Raw genomic sequence first — 24,197 nt, forward strand, 5'->3', positions numbered from 1 at the left:
CAGGATGGCCCTCACCCCCTACCCCCTTCGGCAAGCTCTGGTTCGACAGGCTCACCAACCGGGCACCGCCTCTCCCACGTTGTGGGAGCGGGGCGAAGGTACCGCTGTTTTTTGCGTTCCTTTGCGCTCTTTTGCGGCAATGAACGCATGTCCTGACTACAAGCTATGCAGGCTCCTCATCGGGACGCAGTTCCAACTCACGCAAGAAGAGCAGAAATTTGCGCCCCAGTTGCTTGTGTTCTGTATTGAGGCTATCGTAGAGCGTCATGAAGGCATCGCGTTCACGGTTGGATGACGTGAAGCTGTAGCTATCTTTGCCTGCGGCTTCGTTGATCATTTCGATGGCCGTAGTACGAAAGACCGCAGCAAGCCCCTCAAGCTCAGTAATGCGTACTCCGGTATTGCCCGCTTCCACGGCTGAGATGTAGGAACCACTGACACCAATGCGGCTACCAAGATCGGCTTGGGTCAGACGATCGCGTGTGCGCTTCCGTTTCACGACTTCGCCAATACGTTCATTGAGGCTACGCATAGTTTTCCTCTCTCCTACAACCGATCCCTACGAAAGACCGAGCGCGCCACGCGCCAGAGCGAGCGGTGACGCGGCATCACTTCAAAGATTTTACCACTGACGCCGTTCGTAGCCGCTGAGGCCATGTACAGCGCAAGTTCGGCAGTCTCTGCGCTGGTGGTGCCAAAGACCTGCATGATTTTGGGGAAGGCCCAGAGGACTTGGGCGGCAGGGCCAATCCCCACCAACTCTTTGGTCATGTCGGTCGGAACGATGCCGGGGGCAAGGACATTAATGGAGACGCCTTTGATCTCAGCGTGTTCCCGCGCCAGGGCTTCGCTGAGGCGCACGATGCCCGCTTTGGAGGCGCTGTAGGCACCCAAGTAGCGCTGGGCCCGCCGGTAGCCGCCGCCTGTGACATTGATCAGCTTACCATAGCCTCGTTTGAGCATGTAGGGCAAAACGGTGCGTGAGCCATAGTAGGTGCCCAAGAGATTCGTGCGGATGACCTGTTCCCATTCGTCGGGTGGTACATCAATGGCACAACCAAATGTGCCAGAAATACCCGCATTATTCACCCAAATATCTACCTGTTTGAAACTGTCTAGGGCATAGGCCATCAGCGCTTCAACCTGGGTGCGTTCACCCACATCGCACGAGATACCCGTAGCGACCACCCCACGGGCAAGCAACGCCTGGACGGTCGTCTCTACCGCTTGGGGCTGTGACGATGAGACAACGACACGGGCCCCGGCTGCACCAAAACGTTCGGCAATGGCCCGTCCGATCCCACGGGAACTGCCCGTGATCACTGCAACTTGCCCCTCAAGGGTCATGGTTTTGCGTAGCATAGTTTCTTATGTTGTCGTTAGCGCCGCTGGCTAATGACCAGTTTCTCGCCCTGGCGGGCGGCCTTGATCGCGGTCATGCCGCGTAGACCTTCGGGTAGCAGCAGGTGGCGGCGGTAGGGCCCAACGCGAACGATCAACTCGTCGCCGCTGAGGGTCAGGCCCAGGGCTTCGCGGGGCACCCCAGGCAGATCGAGGATGACCGAGGCATCGGGTGGCTCGGTCATGGTGATGGGTGAAGGTGGCGGTGGATTGGGTAGCGGCGAGGCGTTGGCGTAGAGTTGGCTTCCCAAGTGGGCCAGTTGCTCGAACGACAACGCGGTCGGTGAGGCCGCCATGCGACAGACCGTGCGGCCCGGCCAAATTGTGCCCGCCTCATTGATCACGGCGGCCTGTTCAGCCAGCAAAGCTTCAAGGCCAGGCGTGCCAGGGGGCAGCAGCGGCCCGGCCACGAGCCGCTCGATGGCCAGCCCAAAGAGCTGGAAGGCCGGAATATTGACCCGCGCCTCAGCAAGACCGGCACGGTCGGGCGGCAACACATAGCGCACCTGCGTGGCTGAAGGGGCGACCATCTCATCACGGAGGCGTTCAAAGGCGACACGCGCCTGTTGAATCCCACCTGTCCACTCACCAGGAATGGGCAGCATCCCCGCCGGGATGATCGCCCGAGCGACCGAAGCATGCGAGCGCCCCGGCCCACGGTCAAGGCCGATCAAGAGGCGCACCAACCAGCGAAACGAATCGGGAATCCCCAAGGAACGCAGCAGCAACTCTGGTGGCCCGGCATCCACGCAGACCAGATCGTAGCCCTGAGCCAGCTTCGACAACTGGGTTACGGCGAGAAAGAGATCACTGCCAGGAACAATGGGGAGTTCATCACCAGCAATCGGCGGGCTCCCAGCAGGGCGCAGCAGTTCCCATGCATCTGTGAGGCCATTCAGTGGTTCAAGGCACCAGAGATCGAGTTGAGGACTCAACGCCTGTGGTTCAGGCAAGGCAGGCTTGTCCACCAACGTTGCCAGCGGGTGGGCTGGGCCCACACTTATCATGAGCACACGCGCAGCCGTAGCGGCAGCCGCAGCGGCAGTTTGAGCGGTAGCAAGAGCATTCGCCCCAAAGGGGCCAGTAAAGATGAGCGTTTGCATACCATGAGTGTAGCATATCCTTGACAAGCTTGGAAATACGCAGGGCTTGGGGCGCAGCTCCAACGAAATGTTGACGTGCTCAGAGCGTTGACGCACCCCTATGGCTATGCTATACTGCCCTGCGTTCAATGTAAACATCCGCGCAGCGAAGGAAGCCAACCATGTCGCAAAGCCGGACGAAGAAGCTACAAACGCAGCGAGTGCGTACCTCTCGTACCCCCTTGCGTCATCGTTTCCGTCGTCAGCCGGCCATGCGCCCCGGCTAGCTTCGCTTGTTCGCCGTGAGGTCGCAGGCCAGCTTTGCCAGAGCGCAGGCTGGCTCTTTTGTTGTCTTGTCATGGAGGAACAGCATGAGCAGGAGCGATGTGAAGAAGGTCGTTCTGGCCTATTCCGGGGGACTCGATACGTCGGTGATCGTTCCGTGGCTGCGGGAAAACTATGGCTGTGAGGTAATCTGCTTTTGTGCCGATCTTGGCCAAGCAGAGGAACTGGAAGGGCTTGAGGCCAAGGCGCTCGCGAGTGGCGCAAGTAAGCTGATTGTCCATGATATGCGCGAGGAGTTTATTCGCGACTATATCCTGCCCACGCTGCAAGCTGGCGCGATCTATGAGCGTAAGTATCTGCTGGGCACATCCTTCGCCCGCCCGATTATTGCCAAGCATCAGGTGGAGGTGGCTGAGGCCGAAGGGGCCGATGCGGTTGCCCACGGGGCGACGGGTAAGGGGAACGACCAAGTGCGCTTTGAGTTGACCTACTTTGCCCTGAACCCACGGCTTAAGATTATTGCCCCCTGGCGCGAGTGGACGATTAAGAGCCGCCAGGATGCGCTTGACTATGCGGCTGAATATAATGTGCCTGTGACCGCTACTGCGGAGAAGATCTATAGCCGCGACCGCAACCTTTGGCATTTGAGCCATGAAGGTGGCGTACTCGAAGACCCCTGGCATGGGCCTGAAGAGGATATGTACCAACTCAGCACCAGCCCGCAACAGGCCCCTGATCTGCCCGAAGCGTTGACGGTAAGCTTTGAACAAGGTGTGCCCACGATGGTCAATGGCCAGCGTGTGGGCCTTGTGGAACTGGTCGAGTTGCTCAATAGCATTGGCGGCAAGCATGCCATCGGGCGCGTTGATCTCGTCGAGAATCGTCTCGTGGGCATGAAGAGCCGGGGCGTCTATGAGACGCCCGCAGGCACGATCCTCTACACGGCCCACCGCGAACTTGAGAGCATTGTGCTCGATAAAGAGACGCTCCGCGCCAAGGATCGCATTGCGCTCGATTATGCCGACTTGGTCTACAATGGGCGCTGGTTTACCCCGGTGCGTGAAGCCTACGATGCGTTTGTGGCTACGACCCAGCGCACCATGACGGGCGATGTCTGCATGCAGCTCTACAAAGGCAACTTGATCATCGTCGGGCGCCGTTCGCCCTTCTCGCTCTACAACGAAGACCTTGCCACCTTCGGCCCCGATGCGGTCTATGACCAGCGCGATGCGGAGGCGTTCATTAAGCTCTACGGCTTGAGCATGAAGGTGCAGGCTCTGATGAAGAAGTAAGTATTGGAATCACGGGAGCGCATAGCGTTCCCGTGACCTATCCAGCAAAGGTGGTTTCGTGACACAACTCTACCTCATCCGCCATGGCGAATCATGGGCGAATGTACAACCAATCATGGCCGGGATGCAAGGCGACAAGGGGCTTACGCCGCGTGGCGTGGCCCAAGCCGAGCGGCTACGTGACCGTTTGGCCCACGGTGAGTTGCAGGCCGATGTCTTGATTGCCAGCCCCCTGCCTCGTGCGAAGCAGACCGCCGAGATTATTCAGCCCGCCCTCAAGCTACCGATCATCTTTGATGATGACGTGCAGGAATTCAAGATTGGCGCAGCCGATGGTATGACCAATCAAGAAGCCTGGGCCAAGTTTGGTGCCCCCAACTTTCAGGATTTCCCCCTGCGCCCCATCGCCCCCGAGGGCGAGAGTGTGGGCACCTTTATGCTGCGCGTGGCCCAAACACTGACGCGGATCATCGAAGCGTACGAGGACAAAACCATTGTCATCGTCTGCCATGGCGGTGTGATTGATGCAACCTTCCTCTACTTCTTCCAGATGCCAACCTTTGTCCTGCCCCCTACCGATTTCCATACCTGCAATACCAGCATTACCCACTGGGAGCGTGTCCATCGGCGTGGGCGTCAGCTCTGGCGGCTCAATAGCTACAACGACATTGCGCACTTGCACGACATCGGTGCGATTGAATCGGTACGCTGGGAGTACACCGACCTCACCAGTGATAGCCACCCCGCTGTACCTCTGCGTCAAGGCGAGTGAGGTAAGCTCCAACTCAAATCCTACGTTACTGTTAGTGCGAAAAAGTTCTGGGCCGCGACGTTGGCTTCGACAGGCTCAGCCACCGCGACGTTGGCTGAGCCTGTCGAAGCCAACGTGACGCACCCCCACGAGCCCAAGGCTTCTTCGCGCTAACAAACCCTGTTTGTTCCGTGTTGGCGGCTTCGCCGCCAACACGGAACAAAAAACGGGGTTTGGGGCTACGCCCCAAAGCAGGTCTCAGGGCGGCAGCCCTACACGTAATGCGAATGGGAACTTGGTTCCCCAACACAACCATGAGTATCACCATCCTCAATGAAGGCAATCCCACCACCCCCAGCGGCTGGCGTGCCGCAACGTGGGATTGTGCGATTAAATACCAGCAGCGGGACGACTTGGCGCTCTTGGTGAGCGATCAGCCATGTAGCGCCGCTGCGATCTTTACGACCAATCGGGTCAAGGCGGCCCCTGTGCGCTACGATCAGGACTTGATGGCGCGTAATGGCGGCATCTTACAAGCCCTGGTGGTCAATGCGGGCAATGCCAATGCTTGCACTGGGAGCGCTGGCGCTGCTGCGGCTCTGGCGATGGCCCAAACCAGTGCCCAAGCCCTTGGCTTGGCGCTTGACCATGTATTTGTGATGTCTACGGGAACGATTGGGGTACCGATGCCCATCGAGCGCATCGTCGCGGGCATCGAGGCTGCCGCCAAGCGGCTCGATCAAGCCCACGGCTTTGCGGCGGCCCAAGCGATCATGACGACCGATACGCGCCCGAAGCATGCCGCAGTGCGGGTGGCGCTCCCATCAGGTTCAACGGTTAGCCTGGGGGGCATGGCGAAGGGCGCGGGCATGATCCATCCCAACATGGCCACGCTGCTCGCAGTGATCACCAGTGATGCTGCGCTGAGCCCCGCAGTGCTCGATGCGGCCCTGCGCCAAGCAGCCGAGTTGAGCTTTAACAGCATCAGTATTGACGGCGACACCAGTACCAACGATACGCTGCTGGTGATGGCCAATGGAATGGCAGGCAATCAGCCGATTGAACAGCTTGACAGCCCTGATGGTGCCGCCTTCCTTGCTGGCCTCACCACCCTCTGCCAGCGCCTCGCCCACGCGGTGGTGCGCGACGGCGAAGGGGCGACCCGCTTCATCACGATTAACGTGCGTGGTGCCCAGAGCTACGCCGATGCCAAACTAGCCGCCATGACCATCGCCAAATCCCCTTTGGTCAAGACGGCTCTCTATGGAGCCGATCCCAACTGGGGGCGCGTGCTCTGCGCGATTGGCTATAGTGGAGCCGAGGTTGATCCCGAACGGGTTATTCTCGACTTTGGGGGCATGCGGGTGTTGGAGGGCGGCCTGCCGCTACCCTTCGATGAAGCCGCTGCCACGGCCCTGCTCGACGTACCCCAAGTGCTGATTGAAGCCGATTTGGGCCTGGGCGAAGCTGCGGCAACCGTCTGGACGTGTGATCTGACTGAGGGTTATATTCAGATTAATACCGAGTATCGCACATAGGTTGTCTTTGAGTACGGGGTGGCTATGGAACATCGACTCTGGGGCGGGCGTTTCGCCGAACCAACGGCTGAGACGATGCGTCGTTTCAATGATTCGTTTCGCTTTGATGTACGGCTGGTGACGGTAGATATTGCTGGCAGTATCGCATGGGCCGGCGCCCTCGAACAGGCCGGGCTGATTAGCACCGAAGAGTGTGAGACGCTGGTTCAGGGCTTGGAGTTGGTGCGCCGTGAGTTTGCCGATGGGAGCTTTGAGCCCAAAGAGGGCGATGAGGATGTCCATACGGCGGTCGAACGGCGGTTGCACGAACTGGTCGGCGCGGCGGCGCTCAAGCTGCACACCGGACGCTCACGCAACGACCAGGTGGCAACCGATATGCGCCTCTTTGCGATTGGGGTTGCGCGTCAGATCGGTGAGCGCTTGATGGCGCTCCAATTGGCCCTGTTGGATCAGGCGGAAGCGCATGCCGCAACCTTGATGCCCGGTTATACCCATTTGCAGCGGGCCCAACCCATCACCTTTGGCCATTGGTGCTTGGCCTACCTTGAGATGTTTGAGCGCGACCGCCAGCGCATTGAGGATGCGATTGCGCGCGCACGCACGCTGCCCTTGGGTGCCGGTGCGTTGGCTGGCAATAGTTTGGGCGTTGAGCGCGAACGGCTCACTGAGGCTCTCGATGAGTTTGATGAAGTGGCCGGAAATTCGCTTGATGCGGTTGCCGACCGCGACTACCTCGCTGAGTTGCACTTTGCCTTTGCGCTCAGTGGCGTACACCTGAGCCGTCTGGCTGAAGACCTGATTATCTACAGTAGCACCGAGTTTGGCTTTGTTGAACTCGCCGATGCCTACAGCACCGGCTCCAGCCTCATGCCCCAGAAGAAGAACCCCGATAGCATGGAGTTGCTACGGGGCAAGAGTGGGCGCCTGATCGGCAACCTCGTGGCGCTCCTGACTGTCCTCAAGGGTCTGCCCATGACCTACAACAAGGACATGCAGGAGGACAAAGAGGGCTTCTTCGATAGTTTCGACACCCTCGATCTGGCGCTTGAGGTGGCGGCAGCGGCAGTTGCAACCATGCGTGCCCGTCCGGAGCGTATGCTGGCGGCGCTTGACGATGCCATGCTTGCTACCGATTTGGCCGACGAGTTGGTACGGCATGGGGTAGCCTTCCGCGAAGCGCACAGCAAAGTAGGGCGCTTGGTGCGACGCGCCCTCGAACTCAACCTCAGCCTCCGAGAACTGCCCCTAGCCGAATACCAAGCGGTACACCCTGAACTGGACTCCAACATCTACGCCTGTTTCGACTTTGCGCGCAGTGTCGCCCGCAAAGAGAGCAGCGGCGGCACTGCGCCGCAACGGGTCTTGGAGCAGTGTGCGCGTTGGCGCGGCGAGAAGAGGTGAGGTAGAGGTACAGAGTTTTTCACCACAGAGGCACAGAGGACACAGAGGTTTGGTTGTGTATGTCGCCTTACCTCCTTCCTGCTTTCCTATTTCCTGCTTTCCTGCTTCCTGCTTTCCTGCTTCCTGCTTTCCTATTTCCTGCTTTCCTATTTCCTACTTTTCCCCACAGCGAGTATTGCCTATGACCAGTCCCCTATACCAGCCGCCAGTCAGCCTACCACGGCTCAACGCCCCGCCCGAAGCCCAAGTGCTGATCCGCAGGGCTCGGGTGGGCGATATCCCTCGTCTCTACGAGCTGATCAACTACTACGCTGCGCGGGGCGATATGCTGCCCAAGACGCTGGATCAGCTCTACAACAAAGTGCGCGCCTTCATCGTCGCGGAAGCGGCGGGCGAAGTGGTAGGCTGCGCCTCGCTGCATGTCACCTGGGCCGATCTGGGTGAGATTGTGAGCATCGCGGTGCATCCCGACTTCCAGGGGCGCGGACTAGGCCGTCTGATGGTTGAACCACTCTTGGAGGAGGCACGCGAACTGGGCATCACGACGGTCTTCGCGCTCACGCTGCAAGTGGGCTTCTTCAGCCGCCTCGGTTTCCGCGAAGTGCCCAAGCTCCATCTGCCCCACAAGATCTGGCAGGACTGCGCGACATGCTTCAAGCAGGATCGCTGCGACGAGGTGGCGATGATTCGCCAGGTGTAATACCAAATCCGATAGCCGATAGCCGGACATGGCGTCTCAATGCACTTGAATGTCATTAGGCATGCGGCATGTTCAATGGTAATTGGTGTAATCTGAGTGATGAGTGGCAAGTGGCGAATGGCGAGTGGCGAGGTCACTCATCATACCAATTGCCCTTGAACATGCCACATAGCCAAGAACGCTAAAGCCCATTGAGATGCCATGTTCGGCAATCTACAATCTACAATCTGAAATGGTATCACTCACCACCGGCTCATCCCGATCCAACAGGCGATGGACACTCACCAAGAGGCCCAGGAAGAGCCAACTGTAGACGGTATAGGGGTAGCCCCGAATGCCTTGATTGTAGGCAAAGGGCAACACCCAATCGCCCAGCATCATTGAGGCGAGCGCCCCAGCCCATCCGCCGGTCGCGATGATGGCAACAGTACGCAGAAAGCCCGGCGGAGCGCGATTGACCGTCTGTAAGCCGAACCAGAGGCTGGCCCCCATAAACCAGAACCATGTGAGCAAGCCCACAACGCCAAATTGGGCCACCACATCAAAAAAATTATTGTGGGTCGAACGGGCATCCCAGGGAAAATAGGTCATGTTGTAGGGCGCATAGCCCGCAGGCCCCATCCCAAAGAGCCAGTGCTGGGCCACAATCCCCAGGTTGCGCTCCCAGATATCGAGGCGCTCCATCCCGCCCTCTTCCTTCTCCTCTTCAATCACCGTTTCAATGTAGCTACTGGCGGGGCCAATCGCAAGCAGCGCCAAGCACAAGACCATGATGAAGAAATATTTGCGTGAATACAAGAAAATAACCCCACCGATGCCTATAATACCTGGAACCCATCCAGAGAGCCAACCAGAATTGAGGATGACGACAAGGTAGAGGTGCATCCCAATCAGCCCCAGGCAGAGCGCCCGCCAATGCCATGCCACCCCTGGTAGCGTGAGCATAATGCTAAAAAGGATCGCAACATACCAGAGCCCCCAGAGCCCTGCGTCGGTCAGGATGTCTTGTTCTATCTCCAAGAGTTGGGTCATGGTCATCAGCGTACCGCCAATGACAAAGGCGGCGAGATAGAACTTAATCTTCCACTCGCTATCAATGTAGTAGCCCACTAGGAAGGGTATGCACATCGAAACAAGCATACTCGCCAGCGAAGCGGTCTGGGTAATGGGAAAACTGCCCCCCATTGCGGCCATGTTCAGGATCGGATCGCGCCAGAGGATACCCCAAGGCAGCGAGATGCAGCAGATGGCCATAAAGACAAAAAGCGAGGCGTTGAAGGAGGTCTTGGGCACCTGCCAATCGCGGCGCACAAACATGGTCACGATCCAGATGCCCACCAAGCCCAAGGAGAGTACCAAGCTAATATGGAGCGGACTCTCGGTTCCGGTAGGAATCTCGGCAAAGCGCATAGCTAGGGCGGTAAGCGGAAAGATCAACACCAGAAACTCAAGGTAGCGCACGGCAAACATGGCCCCAATCAGCGCCACGGCGGGAAAGATCAGGGCCAGCATAGGGATCATGCTCCCCTCAGCCGCAAAGAAACCAAGCGCCAGACTAGCCAGCGCGGTTAGCACCATGATCCCGCCCACCAACAAGGGGCGCGGCAACCAGGGAATACGTAGCGGTTCTTGAAATTGTTTTTCTGGGGAATGGATCATTTCGTTCTAAAAATCTTTTTTCGTTCGTGTTGGCGGCAAAGCCGCCAACACGAACGAAAGAGGTTTTTTATACCAATTACCGTTGAGCATGCCGCATCATCAAGAACGCTAAAATCCATTGGGACGCCATGTTCGGCAATCGGCAATCGGCAATCGGCAATCTACAATCTGAAATGGTATTAATGCTCTTGCAGTTGCCGTCGCAACTCATGCAACTCACGACGGGCCTCAAGGAGTTGGCGACGCAGTTGGATGATCACCTCAACACCTGCAAGATTAACGCCGAGATCATCAACAAGGCGCTTAATCAAACGAATCTGCTCCACATCGGCATCACTAAAACGACGAATATTGCCCTTGCTACGGGCCGGATTGATCAGGCCACGGCGCTCATAGGTGCGGAGGCTCTGCTCGTGCAGACCGGCTAACTGCGCCGCTACCCGAATGGTGTAGGTGCGCTGCTCGTTCATGCCACCTTGCTCTCCTTGATGCGACGCAATTCCTCAAAGAGTTCCCGTTCGCGCTCGCTCAGATTCGTGGGCAATTCGGCCTGTACCTTCACATACAGGTCGCCCTGTTTGTTACTTTGCAGGATCGGCATGCCCTGACCACCCAAGCGGAAGACGCGCCCACTCTGCGTCTGTTCGGGAATGGTGAGGTTGAGGGTACGCCCGGCGAGGGTTGGCACCGGCGCTTGGCCGCCAAGCAGCATGGTGTAGAGATTGACCGGCACCGTCAGGTGCAGATCGCTGCCTTTGCGTTCATAGCGCGGGTGGGGCAGCAGCGAAACAACGAGGTAGAGGTCGCCCCGACTCCCACCATTGAAACCAGCGGCCCCCTCGCCGGGCACACGCACGCGCGTGCCGGTATCAACACCAGCCGGGATTTTCACCGTGATGGTACGGGGGGAGCTATAGGGCACAGCCACCTGCAAGGTACGCTGCGTACCAGTAAACGCCTCTTCGAGGGTAATTTCAACTGGTTGATCAACATCTTGGCCACTGGCACGCGGATTGAAGCCACCAGAGCCAGCACGACGGCCCCCACCAAAGAGCGTCTCGAAGATATCGGCAAAATTTTCGCTATAATCAAAGCCGGGGCCAGCCTGCTCATAACGCTTCCAATCGCCACCAAAGCGATCATACTTTTCGCGCTTCTCTTTATCGGCCAGCACCTCATAAGCCTCATTGATCGCCTTAAAGCGCGCCTCAGCGGTCTTATCGCCGGGGTTGATGTCGGGATGGTACTTGCGCGCCAACTTGCGATAGGCTTGCTTGATCTCCTGCTCACTCGCTCCACGCGCAACGCCTAATTCTTGGTAGTAGTCCTTCATGGCAACCCTAATTCTTGGCTCGTTTGGCTTGATTTCTAGCTTGATTGTAAAACCTTGATAGTGGGCTTGTCAAGGTTTTGCTGTTAGAGGAATGTTATAGCTTGTGGGGCTGCGCCCCAAACTCTAGTGTTGTTCCGTGTTGGCGGCGAAGCCGCCAACACGGAACAACACTAGAGTTTTTGTTAGCGCGAAAAAGCCTTGGGCTCGTAGGGATGCGTCGCGTTGGCTGAGCCTGCCGAAGCCAGCCTGTCGAAGCCACCGCGACGTTGGCTTCGACAGGCTGGCTTCGGCAGGCTCAGCCACCGAGCCAACGTCACGGCCCAGAGCTTTTTCGCGCTAACGAGTTTTTTGGATGAGGCGAAGCCTCTATCCCCCCGCTGGCGGGCGGCGAAGCCGATCCCAATCGCCCACCTAGACGTATAATAGAATAGGTTTGTGTGCAACATTTTATGAGGAGAACACTATGCCACAATTACGCTGGAGTGAACTGACCCCCTCGGAGCGCCGGGCGCTACTCTTTGTCTTTAGTCTACAGGTGAGCCTGTTGGCGACGGCATTGGTTGATATTTTGCGCCGTGCGCCTGAGCAGGTGCATGGGCCGCGTTGGGCGTGGGCATTGGCATCATTAGTCAGCTTTGTAGGCCCGTTGAGTTACTTCGCTTTTGGGCGCAAGAACAATGTCGGTTGAACTGCTCTTGCTCATTACTGGCTTACTCTTGGGGGTAAGCATTGTAGCAACACGCACCTCAAGCCGCTTTGGGGTGCCTGCGTTGCTACTCTTTCTGACGATTGGAATGCTGGCTGGCTCAGAAGGGCCAGGGGGGCTTGAGTTTGGTGACTATCAGTTGGCCCAGACGGTAGGGGTTGTGGCGCTGATCTTCATCCTCTTCTCGGGTGGCCTTGATACGACATGGTCGGCAATCCGTCCGGTCTTTGCCCAGGGGATGCTCTTGGCCAATGTGGGCGTGCTGCTGAGTGCTATGCTGCTCGGCGGCTTTGCTATCCTGCTCTTTGGCTTCGATTGGAAGACTGGGCTGCTGTTGGGTGCGATTGTCTCTTCCACCGATGCCGCAGCGGTCTTTTCGGTCATGCGTGAACGGGGGGTGAACCTCAAGCATAATCTGGAGCCGTTGATCGAACTGGAGTCGGGTTCCAATGATCCGATTGCGGTCTTTCTGACCCTTGGCCTGGTGGGGCTGATTCTCACACCCGCATCGTCGCTGATTGACCTAGTGCCGAGCTTTATTCTGCAAATGACCCTTGGGGCGGGCGGGGGTTGGCTCTGTGGCTTCTTGATGGTGATGGCGATCAACCGTATCCGCTTGCAGCAGGAGGGCTTATATGTTGTCTTTAGCCTTGCTCTGACGCTGCTCTGCTATGGGCTAGTGGCGCTACTGGGGGGCAATGGCTTCTTGGCTGTGTACCTCGCCGGAATCATTGTGGGCAACCGCAATATTGTCCATAAACGCACGATTCTCCGTTTTCATGATGGTGTGGCCTGGCTGATGCAGATCACGATGTTCTTAAGCCTGGGCCTCTTGGTCTTTCCCTCAGCCCTGATTCCAGTTGCACCACAAGGGCTCTTGGTGGCGCTCTTTCTGATCTTTATCGCCCGCCCAATCAGTGTGGCCGCCGTGCTGATCTGGTTTCGCCGCTCGCTACGCGAACTACTCATGGTTAGTTGGGCGGGCCTACGCGGCGCAGTACCGATTGTGCTGGCCACCTTCCCACTGATAGCCGGTGTGCCCGATGCGATCATGATCTTCAATGTCATCTTCTTCGTAGTACTCGTTTCGGTGCTACTGCAAGGCATGTCAATCAACTGGGTGGCCAAATGGTTGGGGGTCAATGCCGAACGCGCCGAACCAAGCGAATCGCAGGTCTACATCCCCGATGTGAAGCTAAGTAGTCGCATGGTCGAAGCGATTATCCCTGCCGATTCACCCTTCGTGGATCGCTCACTGATCGATATTGGCCTACCGCGTGGCGTATTGGTTGTCCAAATTCAGCGGGGCGAAACGCCCATCCTGCCAAGCGGCGGCACCGTCCTCCGCGCCGACGATCACCTATTGGTCTTGGCTACACCCGAAACCATTCCGATCCTCAAGCAGATCTATAGCAACGCCAAGGTGCGTTTGGTGAATGCGGGAGCGTTGAGGCAGGAGGTGTAATGTTGTACGGGCAAGGGCGTAGCAACGGCCCGGACGTTCGCGCCTGCGCGGTGCTTCGTCCTAGCGCCGCGCCGCCCACACATCCCAACTTGACAGACCATCAACGCCTATGGTATTCTGAACGTGGTTAGTTCGTAATGTTTGGTATAATGTATACAGCTTATGGGCGCTCGTTTTGTGCATATCCTCCTTATCGGCGGCCTCGTACTCCTCCTTAGCCGGTGGAGCGATTCGCGTTAGGGAGGGTCAGACAAGACCCTGGCAGCCTGAGTAAGACTGAGCCTCCCGGACGCTGCCGGGGGGTTTTTTGTGTGTGTTCTGATCGTGCTGCGCGGCATAGCCGCGCAGCACGATCAGGGGATAGCTACCCTAAAATCTGCTGTTGGGGTACGCCCCCAATAGCAGCAATGATGCGATCCAAGCAATTAGTTAAGGAGCGACTCTATGTCCCAAGAGCTGACCGGCGCTCAAATCATGTGCGAAGCGCTTATTCGCGAGGGCGTCGAGGTGATGTTCGGTATTCCGGGTGGGGCGATTATGCCCTTCTATTTTGCCATGTGGGAGTATCGCGACCGTCTGCGTCACGTCCTCTGTCGCCATGAGCAGGGCGCTGGCCATGCCGCCGAAGGGTATGCCCGCTCCACTGGGCGCATTGGTGTCTGTATTGGGACGAGTGGCCCCGGGGTGACCAATTTGGTCACCCCGGTTGCTGATGCGATGATGGATAGTACGCCCCTTTTGGCCATTTGTGGCCAGGTCGGGAGCCATGTGCTTGGGAAGGATGCCTTTCAAGAGACCGATATTACCGGCATTACGATGCCGATCACCAAGCATAACTATCTGGTGAAGAATGCCAGTGAGTTGGCCTATGTCTTTAAGGAGGCGATCTATATTGCTACGACGGGTCGCCCCGGGCCGGTGTTGATTGACATTACCAAGGATGCGATGCAGAAGAGCTGTGTGCCTAATTGGGATCGGAAGCTCGATCTGCCGGGCTATAAGCCTACCTATCAGCCCAATCGCAAGCAGTTGCGCGAGGCGCTGAAGTTGCTGCGTCAGGCTAGGAAGCCGCTCATCATTGCTGGCAACGGCGTAATCATGGCCGGTGCCCACGCTGAACTGCGCCACTTCGCCGAGCGCCTGCGCCTGCCGGTGATTACCACGCTGCACGGGATTGGTGCCTTCCCCGAAGAGCATCCGCTTAGCCTGGGCATGCCTGGGATGCACGGCTGGGTGCATTGCAACCGCGCCATCCAGGAGTGTGATGTGCTCTTCAATATTGGGGGCCGCTTCGATGACCGCGTCACCGGCAAGGCGAGTACCTTCGCCCCCAATGCGAAGGTCATCCATGTTGACATCGATCCCTCCGAGATTGGCAAGAATGTCAAGGTTGATGTGCCGATTGTGGCCGATGCGCGCATGGCGCTCCAAGCCCTGCTCGATGAACTGCCGGTCAAAGAGGAACTGGCCGATCTCCACGCCCACGCCTCCGATTGGATGGAGTATATCCGTGAGTTGCAGGATAAGCATCAGGGCAAGCAGCAGTATATCAACCGCGCAGCGGTGCAGAATATGGCCCTGCCGCCCCACGATGTCTATGCCGCGCTCAATCGCCATATCGCCGAACGCGGGAATATCATTGTCGTGACCGATGTGGGCCAGCATCAGATGTGGGCCGCTCAGTTGCTCGATTGGAACGCAGGCCCACGGAGCCACATCACCTCCGGGGGTGCCGCGACTATGGGCTTCTCGGTGCCCGCTGCCCTCGGCGTCGCCATTGCTCACCCCGATAAGACCGTCTGGGTGGTTTGTGGTGACGGCGGCTTCCAGATGACCAACCAGGAGATGGCGACGATCATCCAGGAGGGCATTAAGAACATTAAGGTCGCGGTGATCAATAACGGCTACCTGGGGATGGTACGCCAGTGGCAAGAGCTCTTCGAGAATAAGCGCTACAGTGGCACGCCGCTCAGTGGCCCCAACTTCGCCAAACTGGCCGAAGCCTACTACTGGAAGGGCATGACGGTTGAACACACCAACCAAGTGCAGGCCGCGATTGAAGAGGCCCAAGCCACCAACGGCCCCGTCCTGATTGATTTCCGCGTCGAGCGCGAAGTCAATGTCTTCCCGATGGTGCCGCAGAATGCCTCGATTGGCGATATGATCACTGAGAATTCAGGTGCCTAAAAAGAACAGAGGAACAGAAGAACAGGGGAACAGGGGAACAGGGGAACAGAAGAACAGGGGAACAGGGGAACAGGGGAACAGGGGAACAGAGGAACAGGAGAACAGAAGAACAGGGGAACAGAGGAACAGCAATACGTACGTGCCAAATGACACATCATCCGCTCCTCTGTTCATCCGTTCGTCCGCTCCTCTGTTCATCCGCTCATCCGCTCCTCTGTTCATCCGCTCATCCGCTTCTCTGTTCATCTGTTCGTCCGCTCCTCTGTTCATCCAAATAGGTTCTTCAGGAATACAAAAGCTATGAAAAAACACACCATCGTCGCCCTCGTTCAGGATCAACCAGGCGTGCTGAGTCGCGTGATCGGCTTGATCCGTCGGCGCGGTTATAACATCGAAAGCTTGGCCGTGGGCCATAGCGAGCAGCCAAGCATTAGCCGTCTCACCATCGTCGTTGAGTCTACCCAGGTGGAGCAGGTGGTCAAACAGCTCTACCGCTTAATCGAAGTGATCAAGGTGAGCGATGTCACCGACGATCCCACCGTCGAACGCGAGATGGTGCTGCTCAAGCTGCACGCGCCCATTTCAGTACGCCACGAGATTGTGGCTATGTGTGGCGTCTTTGATGCCAAGATCGTTGATGTTGGCAGCAGCACAATGATCATTGAAATGAGCGGCACCCCCTCCAAGGTGCAGAATTTCATCGATACCATCCGCTCCTATGGCATCAAAGAGATGATGCGTACCGGACGGATTGCGATGGTGCGCGGCTCGCGTGGCCATAATGCCGACCAGTATGTCGAGAGTGGCAACGGCGCAACTGCGCCAGTCGCCAACTAGGAGGGGGCGCGCGAGGGAACCTAGTTCCCTCGCACACTCCCAAACGGGGTTTGGGGCGTAGCCCCAACCGTAGGTTTCAGGGCGGCAGCCCTACCCTCCCCTCGGACGGAGGGGGCGCGCGCGGGAACCTGGTTCCCGCGCGCACCCTCAAACGGGGTTTGGGGCGTAGCCCCAACCGTAGGTTTTAGGGCGGCAGCCCTACCCACCGCCGCAAGGCGTTTCGGAAGTATTGATAAGAGAGGATCAGATCACCCATGGCGGAGCTTTTCTACGACAAGCAGGCGGACCTTGAGCGGCTGAAGGGCAAGAAGATCGCAATCATTGGCTTTGGCAGCCAGGGCCATGCCCATGCGCGCAATCTTACTGAGAGTGGCCTCGATGTAGTGGTGGGCCTCTATCCTGGCTCAAAGAGTTGGGCCAAGGTTGAGGCGGTGGGCCTGACGCCCATGAGTGTCGCTGATGCTGCGCAGGCTGCCCAGATGATTATGCTGCTGACGCCTGACATTGGGCAGGGTGAGATCTATCGTGATCATATTGCGCCCCATATGGAGGCCGGTAAGACGCTGATGTTTGCCCATGGCTTCAATATTCGCTTTGGCCAGATTATTCCTAGCCCTGAGATTGATGTGAGTATGGTTGCCCCCAAGGCCCCCGGTCACCGTGTGCGCGAGGTCTATACCCAGGGTGGTGGTGTGCCTGCCCTCGTAGCCGTGCAGCAGGACGCCAGTGGCGGCGCGGTTGCCGATGCGCTCGCCTATGCCAAAGGGCTTGGCTGCACCCGCGCCGGTGTGCTCATGACCACCTTTGCCGAAGAGACCGAGACCGACCTCTTTGGTGAGCAGGTGGTCCTCTGTGGCGGGGTCAGCAACCTGGTCAAGGCCGCCTTTGAGACCTTGGTTGAGGCGGGCTACCAGCCTGAGGTTGCCTACTTCGAGTGTATGCACGAACTCAAGCTGATTGTAGATCTCTTCTACCAGGGTGGCTTGAACTACATGCGCTACTCCGTTTCGGACACAGCGGAATGGGGCGACTATGTGGCCGGGCCGAAGCTGGTGAACGACGAGACACGCAAAGCCATGAAGCAGATCCTCGCCGACATCCAGACCGGCGCGTTTGCCGAGGACTGGATTGACGAGAACGCCAACGGGCGTCCGCGCTTCAACGCCAGCCGCGCCGCCGATGTTGACCACAAGATCGAGCAGGTTGGCCGCGAGCTGCGCCGCATGATGCCCTTTGTGAATCCGCGCGAGGTAACCCCTGGTTCAGGGGGAGCGTAGAGGGCAAGGGCAGAACCTAAGAACAGAGGAACAGACGAACAGACGATGACCTAAAGGGCAGAATCTAAGAGCAGAGAAACAGACGATGACGAAGACGTACCATTTCCGCAACCTAATTTTATGGCAGCAAGCGCAAGATTTAGGCCATGCTGTAATTCAGCTAACTAAGCGCATGTCTCAGAGTTGGGCCAATGCGGTTATTGGACGCCAAATCATCGCCTCAGCAACCTCGATCGCAGCAAATATTGCTGAAGGTCATGGCAGATTCAGCTACGGAGCCCACCGCAATCACCTGTCGATTGCACGGGGTTCCGTGGCTGAAACTGATAGTTGGATTGATCTGCTATGGCGTGAAGGTGTGCTTACCCTTGATGAAGCAACACAGTTCCATAATCGTTGCGATCAACTTAGCGCCATGCTTACGACCAAGATTCGCTCACTTGAAAAGGCTGAAACTCAAGATAAGCAGCGCATCAAAGAAACGAGTGAAGCTTATGGTGAGCAAGCACCAGCACCGCCTTACTTAGCATCTGACTATTGTTCTTAGAAGCTGTCTCAAAAGCTAGTGAGTACACGTTGGAGTGCCGGCTTTAGCCGGCTGAAGCCGGCACTCCAACGCCAGTTCATAGACTTTTCAGACAGCATCTTAGGAAAAGTTTCAACATAGAGGACGATGTTCTGTTCACCTGTTCACCTGTTCCTCTGTTCCTCTGTTCACCTGTTCCTCTGTTCTTATCAAGGAGCAAAATAACACAATGGATCCCAACGTAGGTCAAGTACGCATCTTCGATACCACGCTGCGCGACGGCGAGCAGGCACCGGGCTGTACGATGACGCTAGAGGAGAAGCTTCAGGTTGCGCGGCAGTTGGCGCGCCTGAATGTGGATATTATCGAGGCTGGTTTTCCTGCCGCCTCGCCCGGTGATTGGGCCGCAGTTCACGAGATTGCCCGTGAGGTGGGGAGCGCCGATGGCCCGGTGATTGCTGGCTTGGCCCGCGCGAATCGTGATGATATTGAGAAGGCATGGAGTGCGATTCAGCCTGCTGCGAACAAACGCATCCATACCTTTATGTCCACCTCGGACATTCATCTGGAACACCAGTTCCGCAAGACGCGCGCCCAGTGCCTTGAGATTATCCGCGAGATGGTGGGCTTTGCCCGTTCACTCTGTGCTGATATTGAATTTTCGCCCATGGACGCGGGCCGCAGTGATCCCGCTTTCCTGCGCGAAGCGGTGGCGGTGGCGGTGGCGGCGGGCGCAACGACGCTCAATATTCCCGATACGGTGGGCTATCTCACGCCCGATGAGTATGGCGCGATGATTGCCGATCTCTACAACAATGTGCCGGGGATCAAGGAGTGCATTATTTCGACCCATTGCCACGATGATCTGGGCGTCGCGGTGGCCAATTCGCTTGCTGGGGTGCGCGCCGGGGCCCGTCAGGTGGAGTGTACCATCAATGGGATTGGTGAACGCGCTGGTAATGCCTCGCTCGAAGAGGTGGTGATGGCGATCCATACCCGTGGCCAGTTCTATGGGGTACGCACCCAGATCAACACCAAAGAGATCGCCCGTACCTCGCGCCTCGTCTCAAGCTTTATCGGCGTGCCGGTGCCGCCCAACAAGGCGATTGTTGGGGCCAATGCCTTCGCCCACGAGTCGGGCATCCATCAGGATGGGGTCTTGAAACATCGGCAGACCTACGAGATCATGAGTGCCGAAACGGTGGGGCTTGATGGCAATGAGTTGGTGTTGGGCAAACATTCGGGCCGCCACGCGCTACGCACGAAGCTCCATGCGCTGGGGGTGGAACTCGATAGCGAAGAGGAGTTCCAGCATATCTTTGAGCGTTTTAAGGAGCTGTGCGACCGCAAGAAGCGGGTGGATGACCGCGATATTTTGGCGCTTGTGACCGGCGAACTGCAACATACGCCGGAGATCTTTAAGCTCGACCATGTGCAGTATACGTCGGGTAGTAGCATGATCCCCACCGCTACGGTGCGTCTGATTGGCCCCGATGGCACCATGCATGTGGATAGCAACCAAGGGGCTGGCCCGGTAGATGCGATCTATGCGGCGATCAACCGTATCGTTCAGCGGCCCAGTGAGCTGATCGAATTCTCGATCAATGCGATTACCGAGGGACTCGATGCGGTCGCCGAGGTCACCGTGCGCATCCGCGAGCAGGGTGAGGCCAGCGAGACGAATGGTGCCGAGGCATTGACCTCAAGCAGCAGTACTGAAACCGTACTGAGTGGACGACGCAGCGCCCAGCAGATCTTTAGTGGCTATGGCGTCCATACCGACACCATCATCGCCGCTGCCTACGCCTATATCGCCGCCCTCAACAAGATGCTCGCCGCCCACGAAGAGCGCATCAAGGCCGAGGCGGTGGCCTACGCGGCTGGCTATACTACTGATTAGCAGGAGGCGAGGACGCGAGGACGCGAGGACGCGAGGACGCGAGGACGCGAGGACGCGAGGACGCGCAGACGCGAGCACGCGAGCACGCGAGCACGCGAGCACGCGCAGACGCGAGCACGCGAGGAGGCGAGGAGGCGAGCACACGCAGACGCGAGCACGCGAGCACGCGAGCACGCGAGCACGCGCAGACGCGAGCACGCGAGCACGCGAGCACGCGAGCACGCGAGGTTCACGCCTCTGCGCCTCACGCCTCACGCCTCACGCCTCTGCGCCTCACGCCTCACGCCTCTGCGCCTCTGCGCCTCTGCGCCTCACGCCTCACACCTCACGCCTCACGCCTCTGCGCGTCTGCGCCTCACGCATCCACCTGCTCCAAATTGGCAAAACTTGCCAAGAGGCGGCGCTCGCGGTCGTTGAAGCGCACGGTGACCTCTTCGTCGCCGTCAACCAGGCGGCTGGCAATGACGGTGCCACTACCGAAGATGGCGTGGCGTACCTGCTGCCCCCGTGAGAAGCGCGTCTCCTCTGGGGGCGGTGCGGCACTAGGGCGGCGCGTGCGGCTGCCCGTGGCTGGTTTCTGATCGCCCAAGGCGCTCCGTGGACTAAACATGGTGGTCTGCGGAGCAGGTGCCTTGGGGCTGCGTTGGGGCACGCCTTTGAGCAAGGCTTTGGGAATGTCACTGAGAAAGCGCGACGGACGGCTACTGTTGAAGCGCCCATAGTTCATGCGTTCGCTGGCGTGGCAGAGGTAGAGTTTGCGCTGCGCCCTGGTCATGCCCACATAGAGCAGACGGCGCTCCTCTTCAAGCTGATCGCGGTCTTGGGCCGAACGGCTGTGGGGCAATAGCCCCTCTTCGAGGCCGATCAGAAAGACAACCGCATACTCAAGCCCCTTGGCCTGATGCAGCGTAATACAGGTCACCTTGTCGGCATTGGGATCGAGTTTATCCACCTCGGCCACCAGAGCCACCTCTTCGAGGAAGGTAGGCAGTTGGGCTTCCGTCGGCAGATGCTTGTAGCTCTCGGCCACATCACGTAGCTCCACCAAGTTCTGCCAGCGTTCTTCGGCTTCCAGCAGATCATATTCGCGTTCGAGGGTGGCACGGGCCGCAATGCACTCGCAGATCTGCTCGATCACACTGGCAACCGGAGTGGTTTGGCTGGTGCTCCGCAGATGATCAAGCAGGTGCAAAAATTCTAAGAGCGCCTTGGTCGTCCGCGCATTGAAAGGCGTAGCAGTAGTCGCATCCTCCAGTTCGCGCAGGGCTTGGAAGAGCGGCACACCCAGCGTCGCAGCCCAACTGATCAACTCCTGCTCGGTGCGCTGACCAATGCCCCGCCCCGGCCAATTGAGAATGCGGGTCAAGCTCACGCTATCGTAGGGGTTGTAGAGTACACGTAGGTAGGCGAGAATATCGCGCACCTCTTTGCGCTCATAGAAGCGCGTGCCCCCGACAATCTGGTAGGGCAAAGCGCGGCGAATAAGCGCCTCTTCAACCGCACGCGACTGAGCGTTGGTGCGGTACATAATCGCACAATCGCGGGCCGCAACGTCGCCGGAGGCAATCAGGCGCACAAGCTCATCGGCGACAAACAACGCCTCCGCATCCTGATCAACGGCTTTATGGAGCGTCACATGGGCCCCTCCGCCATTCTCGGTCCAGAGGCGCTTGAGGTGCTTGGGTTTCTGACTGGCCTGAATGATCGCTTGGGCAATATCAAGAATACTCTGGGTCGAGCGATAATTCTGCTCAAGCAGAATCACCTGTGCTTCAGGATAATCCTGCTCAAACTGGAGGATATTGCGTACATCGGCCCCGCGAAAGAGATAGATAGACTGGTCATCATCGCCCACCACAAAGAGATTACGCTGCTGCGCGGCCAACTGGCGAATGAGCAGATACTGGGCCCGATTGGTATCCTGATACTCATCCACCAGCAGCGCAGTGAAGCGGGTATGGTAGTGGGCCAACACGTCGGGATGCTCATCAAAGAGGCGCACCGTCTCCACCAGCAGATCGTCAAAATCGAGCGCATTCGCCTCACGCAGCAGCACCTGGTAGCGTTGGTAACATGTCGCCACCAATTCATCAAAGGGACTACTACGGTTCAGGCGCGCATACTCAGCGGGGCCAACCAGTTCATTCTTGGCACTCGAAATGCGCGCCAGCAGCGAACGAGGCGGATTGCGCTTCTCATCAACATTCATTTCACGCAGCACCCGGCGCATCAAACGCTGCTGGTCATCGCCATCATAGATCACAAAATTGCGCTCGCGGCCCAGATGGACAATATCACGGCGCAAAAAGCGCGCACAAAGACTATGGAACGTCCCCACACTCAAGGCATAGGCCGCCTGAGCCCCCACCAGCGCCTCCAAGCGATCCTTCATCTCACGGGCGGCCTTATTGGTAAACGTGACCGCCAAGATATTGAAGGGATCAACCCCACGCTGCTCGATCAAATAGGCCACCCGATGGGTCAAAACCCGCGTCTTGCCACTACCGGGGCCAGCGAGAACCAGAACCGGCCCATCAGCGGCTTCGACCGCCTGGCACTGAGCCGGGTTGAGAGCTTGCAAAAACTTGGACATAGGAACATCCTGAGAGGGTTTTGGCGCCTAGCCCTAACGGTCTTAGAGGCTGTCTGAACATTCTATCAACTGGCGTTGGAGTGCCGGCTTCAGCCGGCTAAAGCCGGCACTCCAACGCGTGCCTACCAGCTTTTCAGACAGCTTCTTAGGGCAGCAGCCCTTTTAACTCACATCTTCTAACATTGCACTAATCTGAACTTAACACCCATCTAATCTAGGCTCGTTATACTACAGGCAGGTAAACAACGGGACGCATGATGTGCGGTGGTCATCGTCATATACGGCAGGCTCGGCCTTGCACCCGTAAGGTAGCTGCCCTATTGTAGCAAAGATTTGCACCACACCGCTTCCCCCCCTCTTCGTCGGCTGTTCAATGGTGAACAGCCGTTTCTGATTCTGGGGGGCGTCGTCGTTTAGCGACTGAGCCCAGCCACAGCGATGAGCCGCGGGCTGCCGGTGGCATACTCATCGAGCTCGTAGGAGCCGTAGAGGTTGCGTAGGCTGAAGCCAGCGCGGGCCAGCAGGTGTTCAAGTTCAAAGCGGTAGAGCCAACGCAGGTTGAAGTGCATCGTGCGGCGCGTGAGCATCCCACTCGGCGCGGTTTCGTCGTAGATGTAGGTGATGCGACTCAGTTGGCTGGCAACATCACTGTCAATCGCAATGAACTTCTGAACATGATTGCCATCGAGTTCATACTCGCGGTCGAGCACAAGGCGGTTGTCTTCGCGCAGCAGTTCGTGAGGATCAGGGCTGAAGAGATCGAGTACCAGCAGACCACGGCGGGTCAGGGCGCGACGCACATTGCTTAAGCAGGCCAACTGGTCGCGTACCGTCTCAAGGTGCATAAAGGAATTGACCGCGACAAAAGCGAGCGCAAAGTGTCGTTCCGGCAGACTCAGCGAACGCACATCCCCCTCGATCAAGTTGACTTGGGCACTCAGATCAAACTCCTGGAGCCGTGCTGCGGCAATCTGCAACATAGCGGGCGAGATGTCCACCCCAGTCAGCATATGGCCCTCGGCGGCAAGGGGCAGCAGCACACGCCCAGTGCCACACATCAACTCCAGCAGCGGGCCACCAGTGCGCCGGGCCAATTCGCGGTAGAGCGCCAGATCGTCGTGGTAATCACGAAAGTCTGCATCGTAGTAGCGGGCAAAGGGATCGTAGTTCATAAGGGTAGGTGATACCATTTTCGATTGTAGATTGTAGATTGCAGATTGCAGATTGCCGAACATGGCGTCCCAATGGGCTTTCGCGTTCTTGA

20 protein-coding genes are annotated in these 24,197 nt (G+C 57.9%); 12 read left to right on the forward strand and 8 right to left on the reverse strand.

The window, feature by feature from the left end:
* Nucleotides 1-163: 163 nt before the first annotated feature.
* The 3 genes from CJ255_RS11520 to CJ255_RS11530 are packed head-to-tail and all read right to left on the reverse strand — an operon-like array spanning nucleotide 164 to nucleotide 2,504.
* Nucleotides 164-532 (reverse strand): helix-turn-helix domain-containing protein, encoded by a 369-nt coding sequence (locus CJ255_RS11520; protein WP_097644251.1) that lies wholly within the window; start codon nucleotides 530-532, stop codon nucleotides 164-166.
* A 14-nt stretch (nucleotides 533-546) separates the two neighbouring features.
* Nucleotides 547-1,362, reverse strand: a complete 816-nt coding sequence (locus tag CJ255_RS11525; RefSeq protein WP_097644252.1) for an SDR family NAD(P)-dependent oxidoreductase — start codon at nucleotides 1,360-1,362, stop codon at nucleotides 547-549.
* Nucleotides 1,363-1,379: 17 nt separating this feature from the next.
* Entirely contained in the window at nucleotides 1,380-2,504 is a 1,125-nt protein-coding gene (locus CJ255_RS11530; RefSeq protein ID WP_165774674.1) for an ArsA family ATPase, read from the reverse strand.
* A gap of 350 nt (nucleotides 2,505-2,854) precedes the next feature.
* Between CJ255_RS11530 and CJ255_RS11535 the strand changes: the two genes are divergently transcribed.
* The 5 genes from CJ255_RS11535 to CJ255_RS11555 all read left to right on the forward strand — a co-directional run bounded on the left by CJ255_RS11535 (nucleotide 2,855) and on the right by CJ255_RS11555 (nucleotide 8,450).
* Complete coding sequence (locus CJ255_RS11535) at nucleotides 2,855-4,060, forward strand: argininosuccinate synthase (RefSeq protein WP_174714068.1); 1,206 nt, start codon at nucleotides 2,855-2,857, stop codon at nucleotides 4,058-4,060.
* 58 nt (nucleotides 4,061-4,118) lie between these two features.
* Nucleotides 4,119-4,832 (forward strand): histidine phosphatase family protein, encoded by a 714-nt coding sequence (locus CJ255_RS11540; RefSeq protein WP_097644254.1) that lies wholly within the window; start codon nucleotides 4,119-4,121, stop codon nucleotides 4,830-4,832.
* A 293-nt stretch (nucleotides 4,833-5,125) separates the two neighbouring features.
* Nucleotides 5,126-6,349, forward strand: coding sequence for a bifunctional glutamate N-acetyltransferase/amino-acid acetyltransferase ArgJ (gene argJ / locus CJ255_RS11545; protein WP_097644279.1), 1,224 nt, complete (start codon nucleotides 5,126-5,128; stop codon nucleotides 6,347-6,349).
* A gap of 24 nt (nucleotides 6,350-6,373) precedes the next feature.
* Nucleotides 6,374-7,750 carry an argininosuccinate lyase gene (gene argH / locus CJ255_RS11550; protein WP_097644255.1) on the forward strand — a complete coding sequence of 459 codons (1,377 nt, stop codon included), beginning with the start codon at nucleotides 6,374-6,376 and terminating at the stop codon, nucleotides 7,748-7,750.
* A 181-nt stretch (nucleotides 7,751-7,931) separates the two neighbouring features.
* Entirely contained in the window at nucleotides 7,932-8,450 is a 519-nt protein-coding gene (locus tag CJ255_RS11555; RefSeq protein WP_097644256.1) for an N-acetyltransferase, read from the forward strand.
* 213 nt (nucleotides 8,451-8,663) lie between these two features.
* Here CJ255_RS11555 and CJ255_RS11560 read toward each other — a convergent pair whose 3' ends face one another.
* The 3 genes from CJ255_RS11560 to CJ255_RS11570 all read right to left on the reverse strand — a co-directional run bounded on the left by CJ255_RS11560 (nucleotide 8,664) and on the right by CJ255_RS11570 (nucleotide 11,442).
* Nucleotides 8,664-10,109 carry an O-antigen ligase family protein gene (locus tag CJ255_RS11560; protein ID WP_097644257.1) on the reverse strand — a complete coding sequence of 482 codons (1,446 nt, stop codon included), beginning with the start codon at nucleotides 10,107-10,109 and terminating at the stop codon, nucleotides 8,664-8,666.
* Between the two features lie 179 nt (nucleotides 10,110-10,288).
* Nucleotides 10,289-10,579 (reverse strand): MerR family transcriptional regulator, encoded by a 291-nt coding sequence (locus CJ255_RS11565; protein WP_174714069.1) that lies wholly within the window; start codon nucleotides 10,577-10,579, stop codon nucleotides 10,289-10,291.
* A complete protein-coding gene (locus CJ255_RS11570) occupies nucleotides 10,576-11,442 on the reverse strand; it encodes a DnaJ C-terminal domain-containing protein (protein ID WP_097644258.1) in 867 nt (288 codons plus the stop codon). Before CJ255_RS11570 ends, CJ255_RS11565 begins: the two co-directional genes overlap by 4 nt.
* Before the next feature lie 463 nt (nucleotides 11,443-11,905).
* Between CJ255_RS11570 and CJ255_RS11575 the strand changes: the two genes are divergently transcribed.
* From CJ255_RS11575 to CJ255_RS11605, 7 genes are all read left to right on the forward strand, one after another.
* Nucleotides 11,906-12,130 carry a PLDc N-terminal domain-containing protein gene (locus tag CJ255_RS11575; protein WP_097644259.1) on the forward strand — a complete coding sequence of 75 codons (225 nt, stop codon included), beginning with the start codon at nucleotides 11,906-11,908 and terminating at the stop codon, nucleotides 12,128-12,130.
* Nucleotides 12,120-13,613, forward strand: coding sequence for a potassium/proton antiporter (locus CJ255_RS11580; protein ID WP_097644260.1), 1,494 nt, complete (start codon nucleotides 12,120-12,122; stop codon nucleotides 13,611-13,613). The genes CJ255_RS11575 and CJ255_RS11580 overlap by 11 nt, the downstream gene beginning before the upstream one ends.
* 444 nt (nucleotides 13,614-14,057) lie before the next feature.
* Entirely contained in the window at nucleotides 14,058-15,800 is a 1,743-nt protein-coding gene (ilvB, locus tag CJ255_RS11585; protein ID WP_097644261.1) for a biosynthetic-type acetolactate synthase large subunit, read from the forward strand.
* Nucleotides 15,801-16,100: 300 nt separating this feature from the next.
* Entirely contained in the window at nucleotides 16,101-16,637 is a 537-nt protein-coding gene (gene ilvN / locus CJ255_RS11590; RefSeq protein WP_097644262.1) for an acetolactate synthase small subunit, read from the forward strand.
* A 254-nt stretch (nucleotides 16,638-16,891) separates the two neighbouring features.
* On the forward strand, nucleotides 16,892-17,914 hold the full coding sequence (ilvC, locus tag CJ255_RS11595) for a ketol-acid reductoisomerase (protein ID WP_097644263.1): 1,023 nt from the start codon (nucleotides 16,892-16,894) through the stop codon (nucleotides 17,912-17,914).
* Between the two features lie 85 nt (nucleotides 17,915-17,999).
* Nucleotides 18,000-18,461 (forward strand): four helix bundle protein, encoded by a 462-nt coding sequence (locus CJ255_RS11600; protein WP_097644264.1) that lies wholly within the window; start codon nucleotides 18,000-18,002, stop codon nucleotides 18,459-18,461.
* A gap of 208 nt (nucleotides 18,462-18,669) precedes the next feature.
* Nucleotides 18,670-20,340 (forward strand): 2-isopropylmalate synthase, encoded by a 1,671-nt coding sequence (locus CJ255_RS11605; RefSeq protein ID WP_097644265.1) that lies wholly within the window; start codon nucleotides 18,670-18,672, stop codon nucleotides 20,338-20,340.
* Nucleotides 20,341-20,695: 355 nt separating this feature from the next.
* Here CJ255_RS11605 and CJ255_RS11610 read toward each other — a convergent pair whose 3' ends face one another.
* A complete protein-coding gene (locus CJ255_RS11610) occupies nucleotides 20,696-22,933 on the reverse strand; it encodes an ATP-dependent helicase (RefSeq protein WP_097644266.1) in 2,238 nt (745 codons plus the stop codon).
* Nucleotides 22,934-23,346: 413 nt separating this feature from the next.
* Nucleotides 23,347-24,105 (reverse strand): class I SAM-dependent methyltransferase, encoded by a 759-nt coding sequence (locus CJ255_RS11615; RefSeq protein ID WP_097644267.1) that lies wholly within the window; start codon nucleotides 24,103-24,105, stop codon nucleotides 23,347-23,349.
* Between the last annotated feature and the right edge of the window lie 92 nt (nucleotides 24,106-24,197).

The sequence above is a fragment of the Candidatus Viridilinea mediisalina genome (assembly GCF_002532535.1).
GTDB classification, from domain to species: Bacteria; Chloroflexota; Chloroflexia; order Chloroflexales; family Chloroflexaceae; genus Viridilinea; species Viridilinea mediisalina.

Excerpts from the sequence above, each read along its gene's own strand:
- CJ255_RS11610 (WP_097644266.1), bottom strand. The coding sequence starts at position 22,933 with ATGTCCAAGTTTTTGCAAGCTCTCAACCCGGCTCAGTGCCAGGCGGTC.
- CJ255_RS11530 (WP_165774674.1), bottom strand. The coding sequence starts at position 2,504 with ATGCAAACGCTCATCTTTACTGGCCCCTTTGGGGCGAATGCTCTTGCT.
- CJ255_RS11565 (WP_174714069.1), bottom strand. The coding sequence starts at position 10,579 with ATGAACGAGCAGCGCACCTACACCATTCGGGTAGCGGCGCAGTTAGCC.
- CJ255_RS11580 (WP_097644260.1), top strand. The coding sequence starts at position 12,120 with ATGTCGGTTGAACTGCTCTTGCTCATTACTGGCTTACTCTTGGGGGTA.
- argJ (WP_097644279.1), top strand. The coding sequence starts at position 5,126 with ATGAGTATCACCATCCTCAATGAAGGCAATCCCACCACCCCCAGCGGC.
- CJ255_RS11535 (WP_174714068.1), top strand. The coding sequence starts at position 2,855 with ATGAGCAGGAGCGATGTGAAGAAGGTCGTTCTGGCCTATTCCGGGGGA.
- CJ255_RS11575 (WP_097644259.1), top strand. The coding sequence starts at position 11,906 with ATGCCACAATTACGCTGGAGTGAACTGACCCCCTCGGAGCGCCGGGCG.
- CJ255_RS11605 (WP_097644265.1), top strand. The coding sequence starts at position 18,670 with ATGGATCCCAACGTAGGTCAAGTACGCATCTTCGATACCACGCTGCGC.
- CJ255_RS11615 (WP_097644267.1), bottom strand. The coding sequence starts at position 24,105 with ATGAACTACGATCCCTTTGCCCGCTACTACGATGCAGACTTTCGTGAT.
- ilvB (WP_097644261.1), top strand. The coding sequence starts at position 14,058 with ATGTCCCAAGAGCTGACCGGCGCTCAAATCATGTGCGAAGCGCTTATT.
- CJ255_RS11570 (WP_097644258.1), bottom strand. The coding sequence starts at position 11,442 with ATGAAGGACTACTACCAAGAATTAGGCGTTGCGCGTGGAGCGAGTGAG.
- CJ255_RS11600 (WP_097644264.1), top strand. The coding sequence starts at position 18,000 with ATGACGAAGACGTACCATTTCCGCAACCTAATTTTATGGCAGCAAGCG.
- CJ255_RS11560 (WP_097644257.1), bottom strand. The coding sequence starts at position 10,109 with ATGATCCATTCCCCAGAAAAACAATTTCAAGAACCGCTACGTATTCCC.
- ilvN (WP_097644262.1), top strand. The coding sequence starts at position 16,101 with ATGAAAAAACACACCATCGTCGCCCTCGTTCAGGATCAACCAGGCGTG.
- argH (WP_097644255.1), top strand. The coding sequence starts at position 6,374 with ATGGAACATCGACTCTGGGGCGGGCGTTTCGCCGAACCAACGGCTGAG.
- CJ255_RS11525 (WP_097644252.1), bottom strand. The coding sequence starts at position 1,362 with ATGCTACGCAAAACCATGACCCTTGAGGGGCAAGTTGCAGTGATCACG.
- CJ255_RS11555 (WP_097644256.1), top strand. The coding sequence starts at position 7,932 with ATGACCAGTCCCCTATACCAGCCGCCAGTCAGCCTACCACGGCTCAAC.
- ilvC (WP_097644263.1), top strand. The coding sequence starts at position 16,892 with ATGGCGGAGCTTTTCTACGACAAGCAGGCGGACCTTGAGCGGCTGAAG.
- CJ255_RS11520 (WP_097644251.1), bottom strand. The coding sequence starts at position 532 with ATGCGTAGCCTCAATGAACGTATTGGCGAAGTCGTGAAACGGAAGCGC.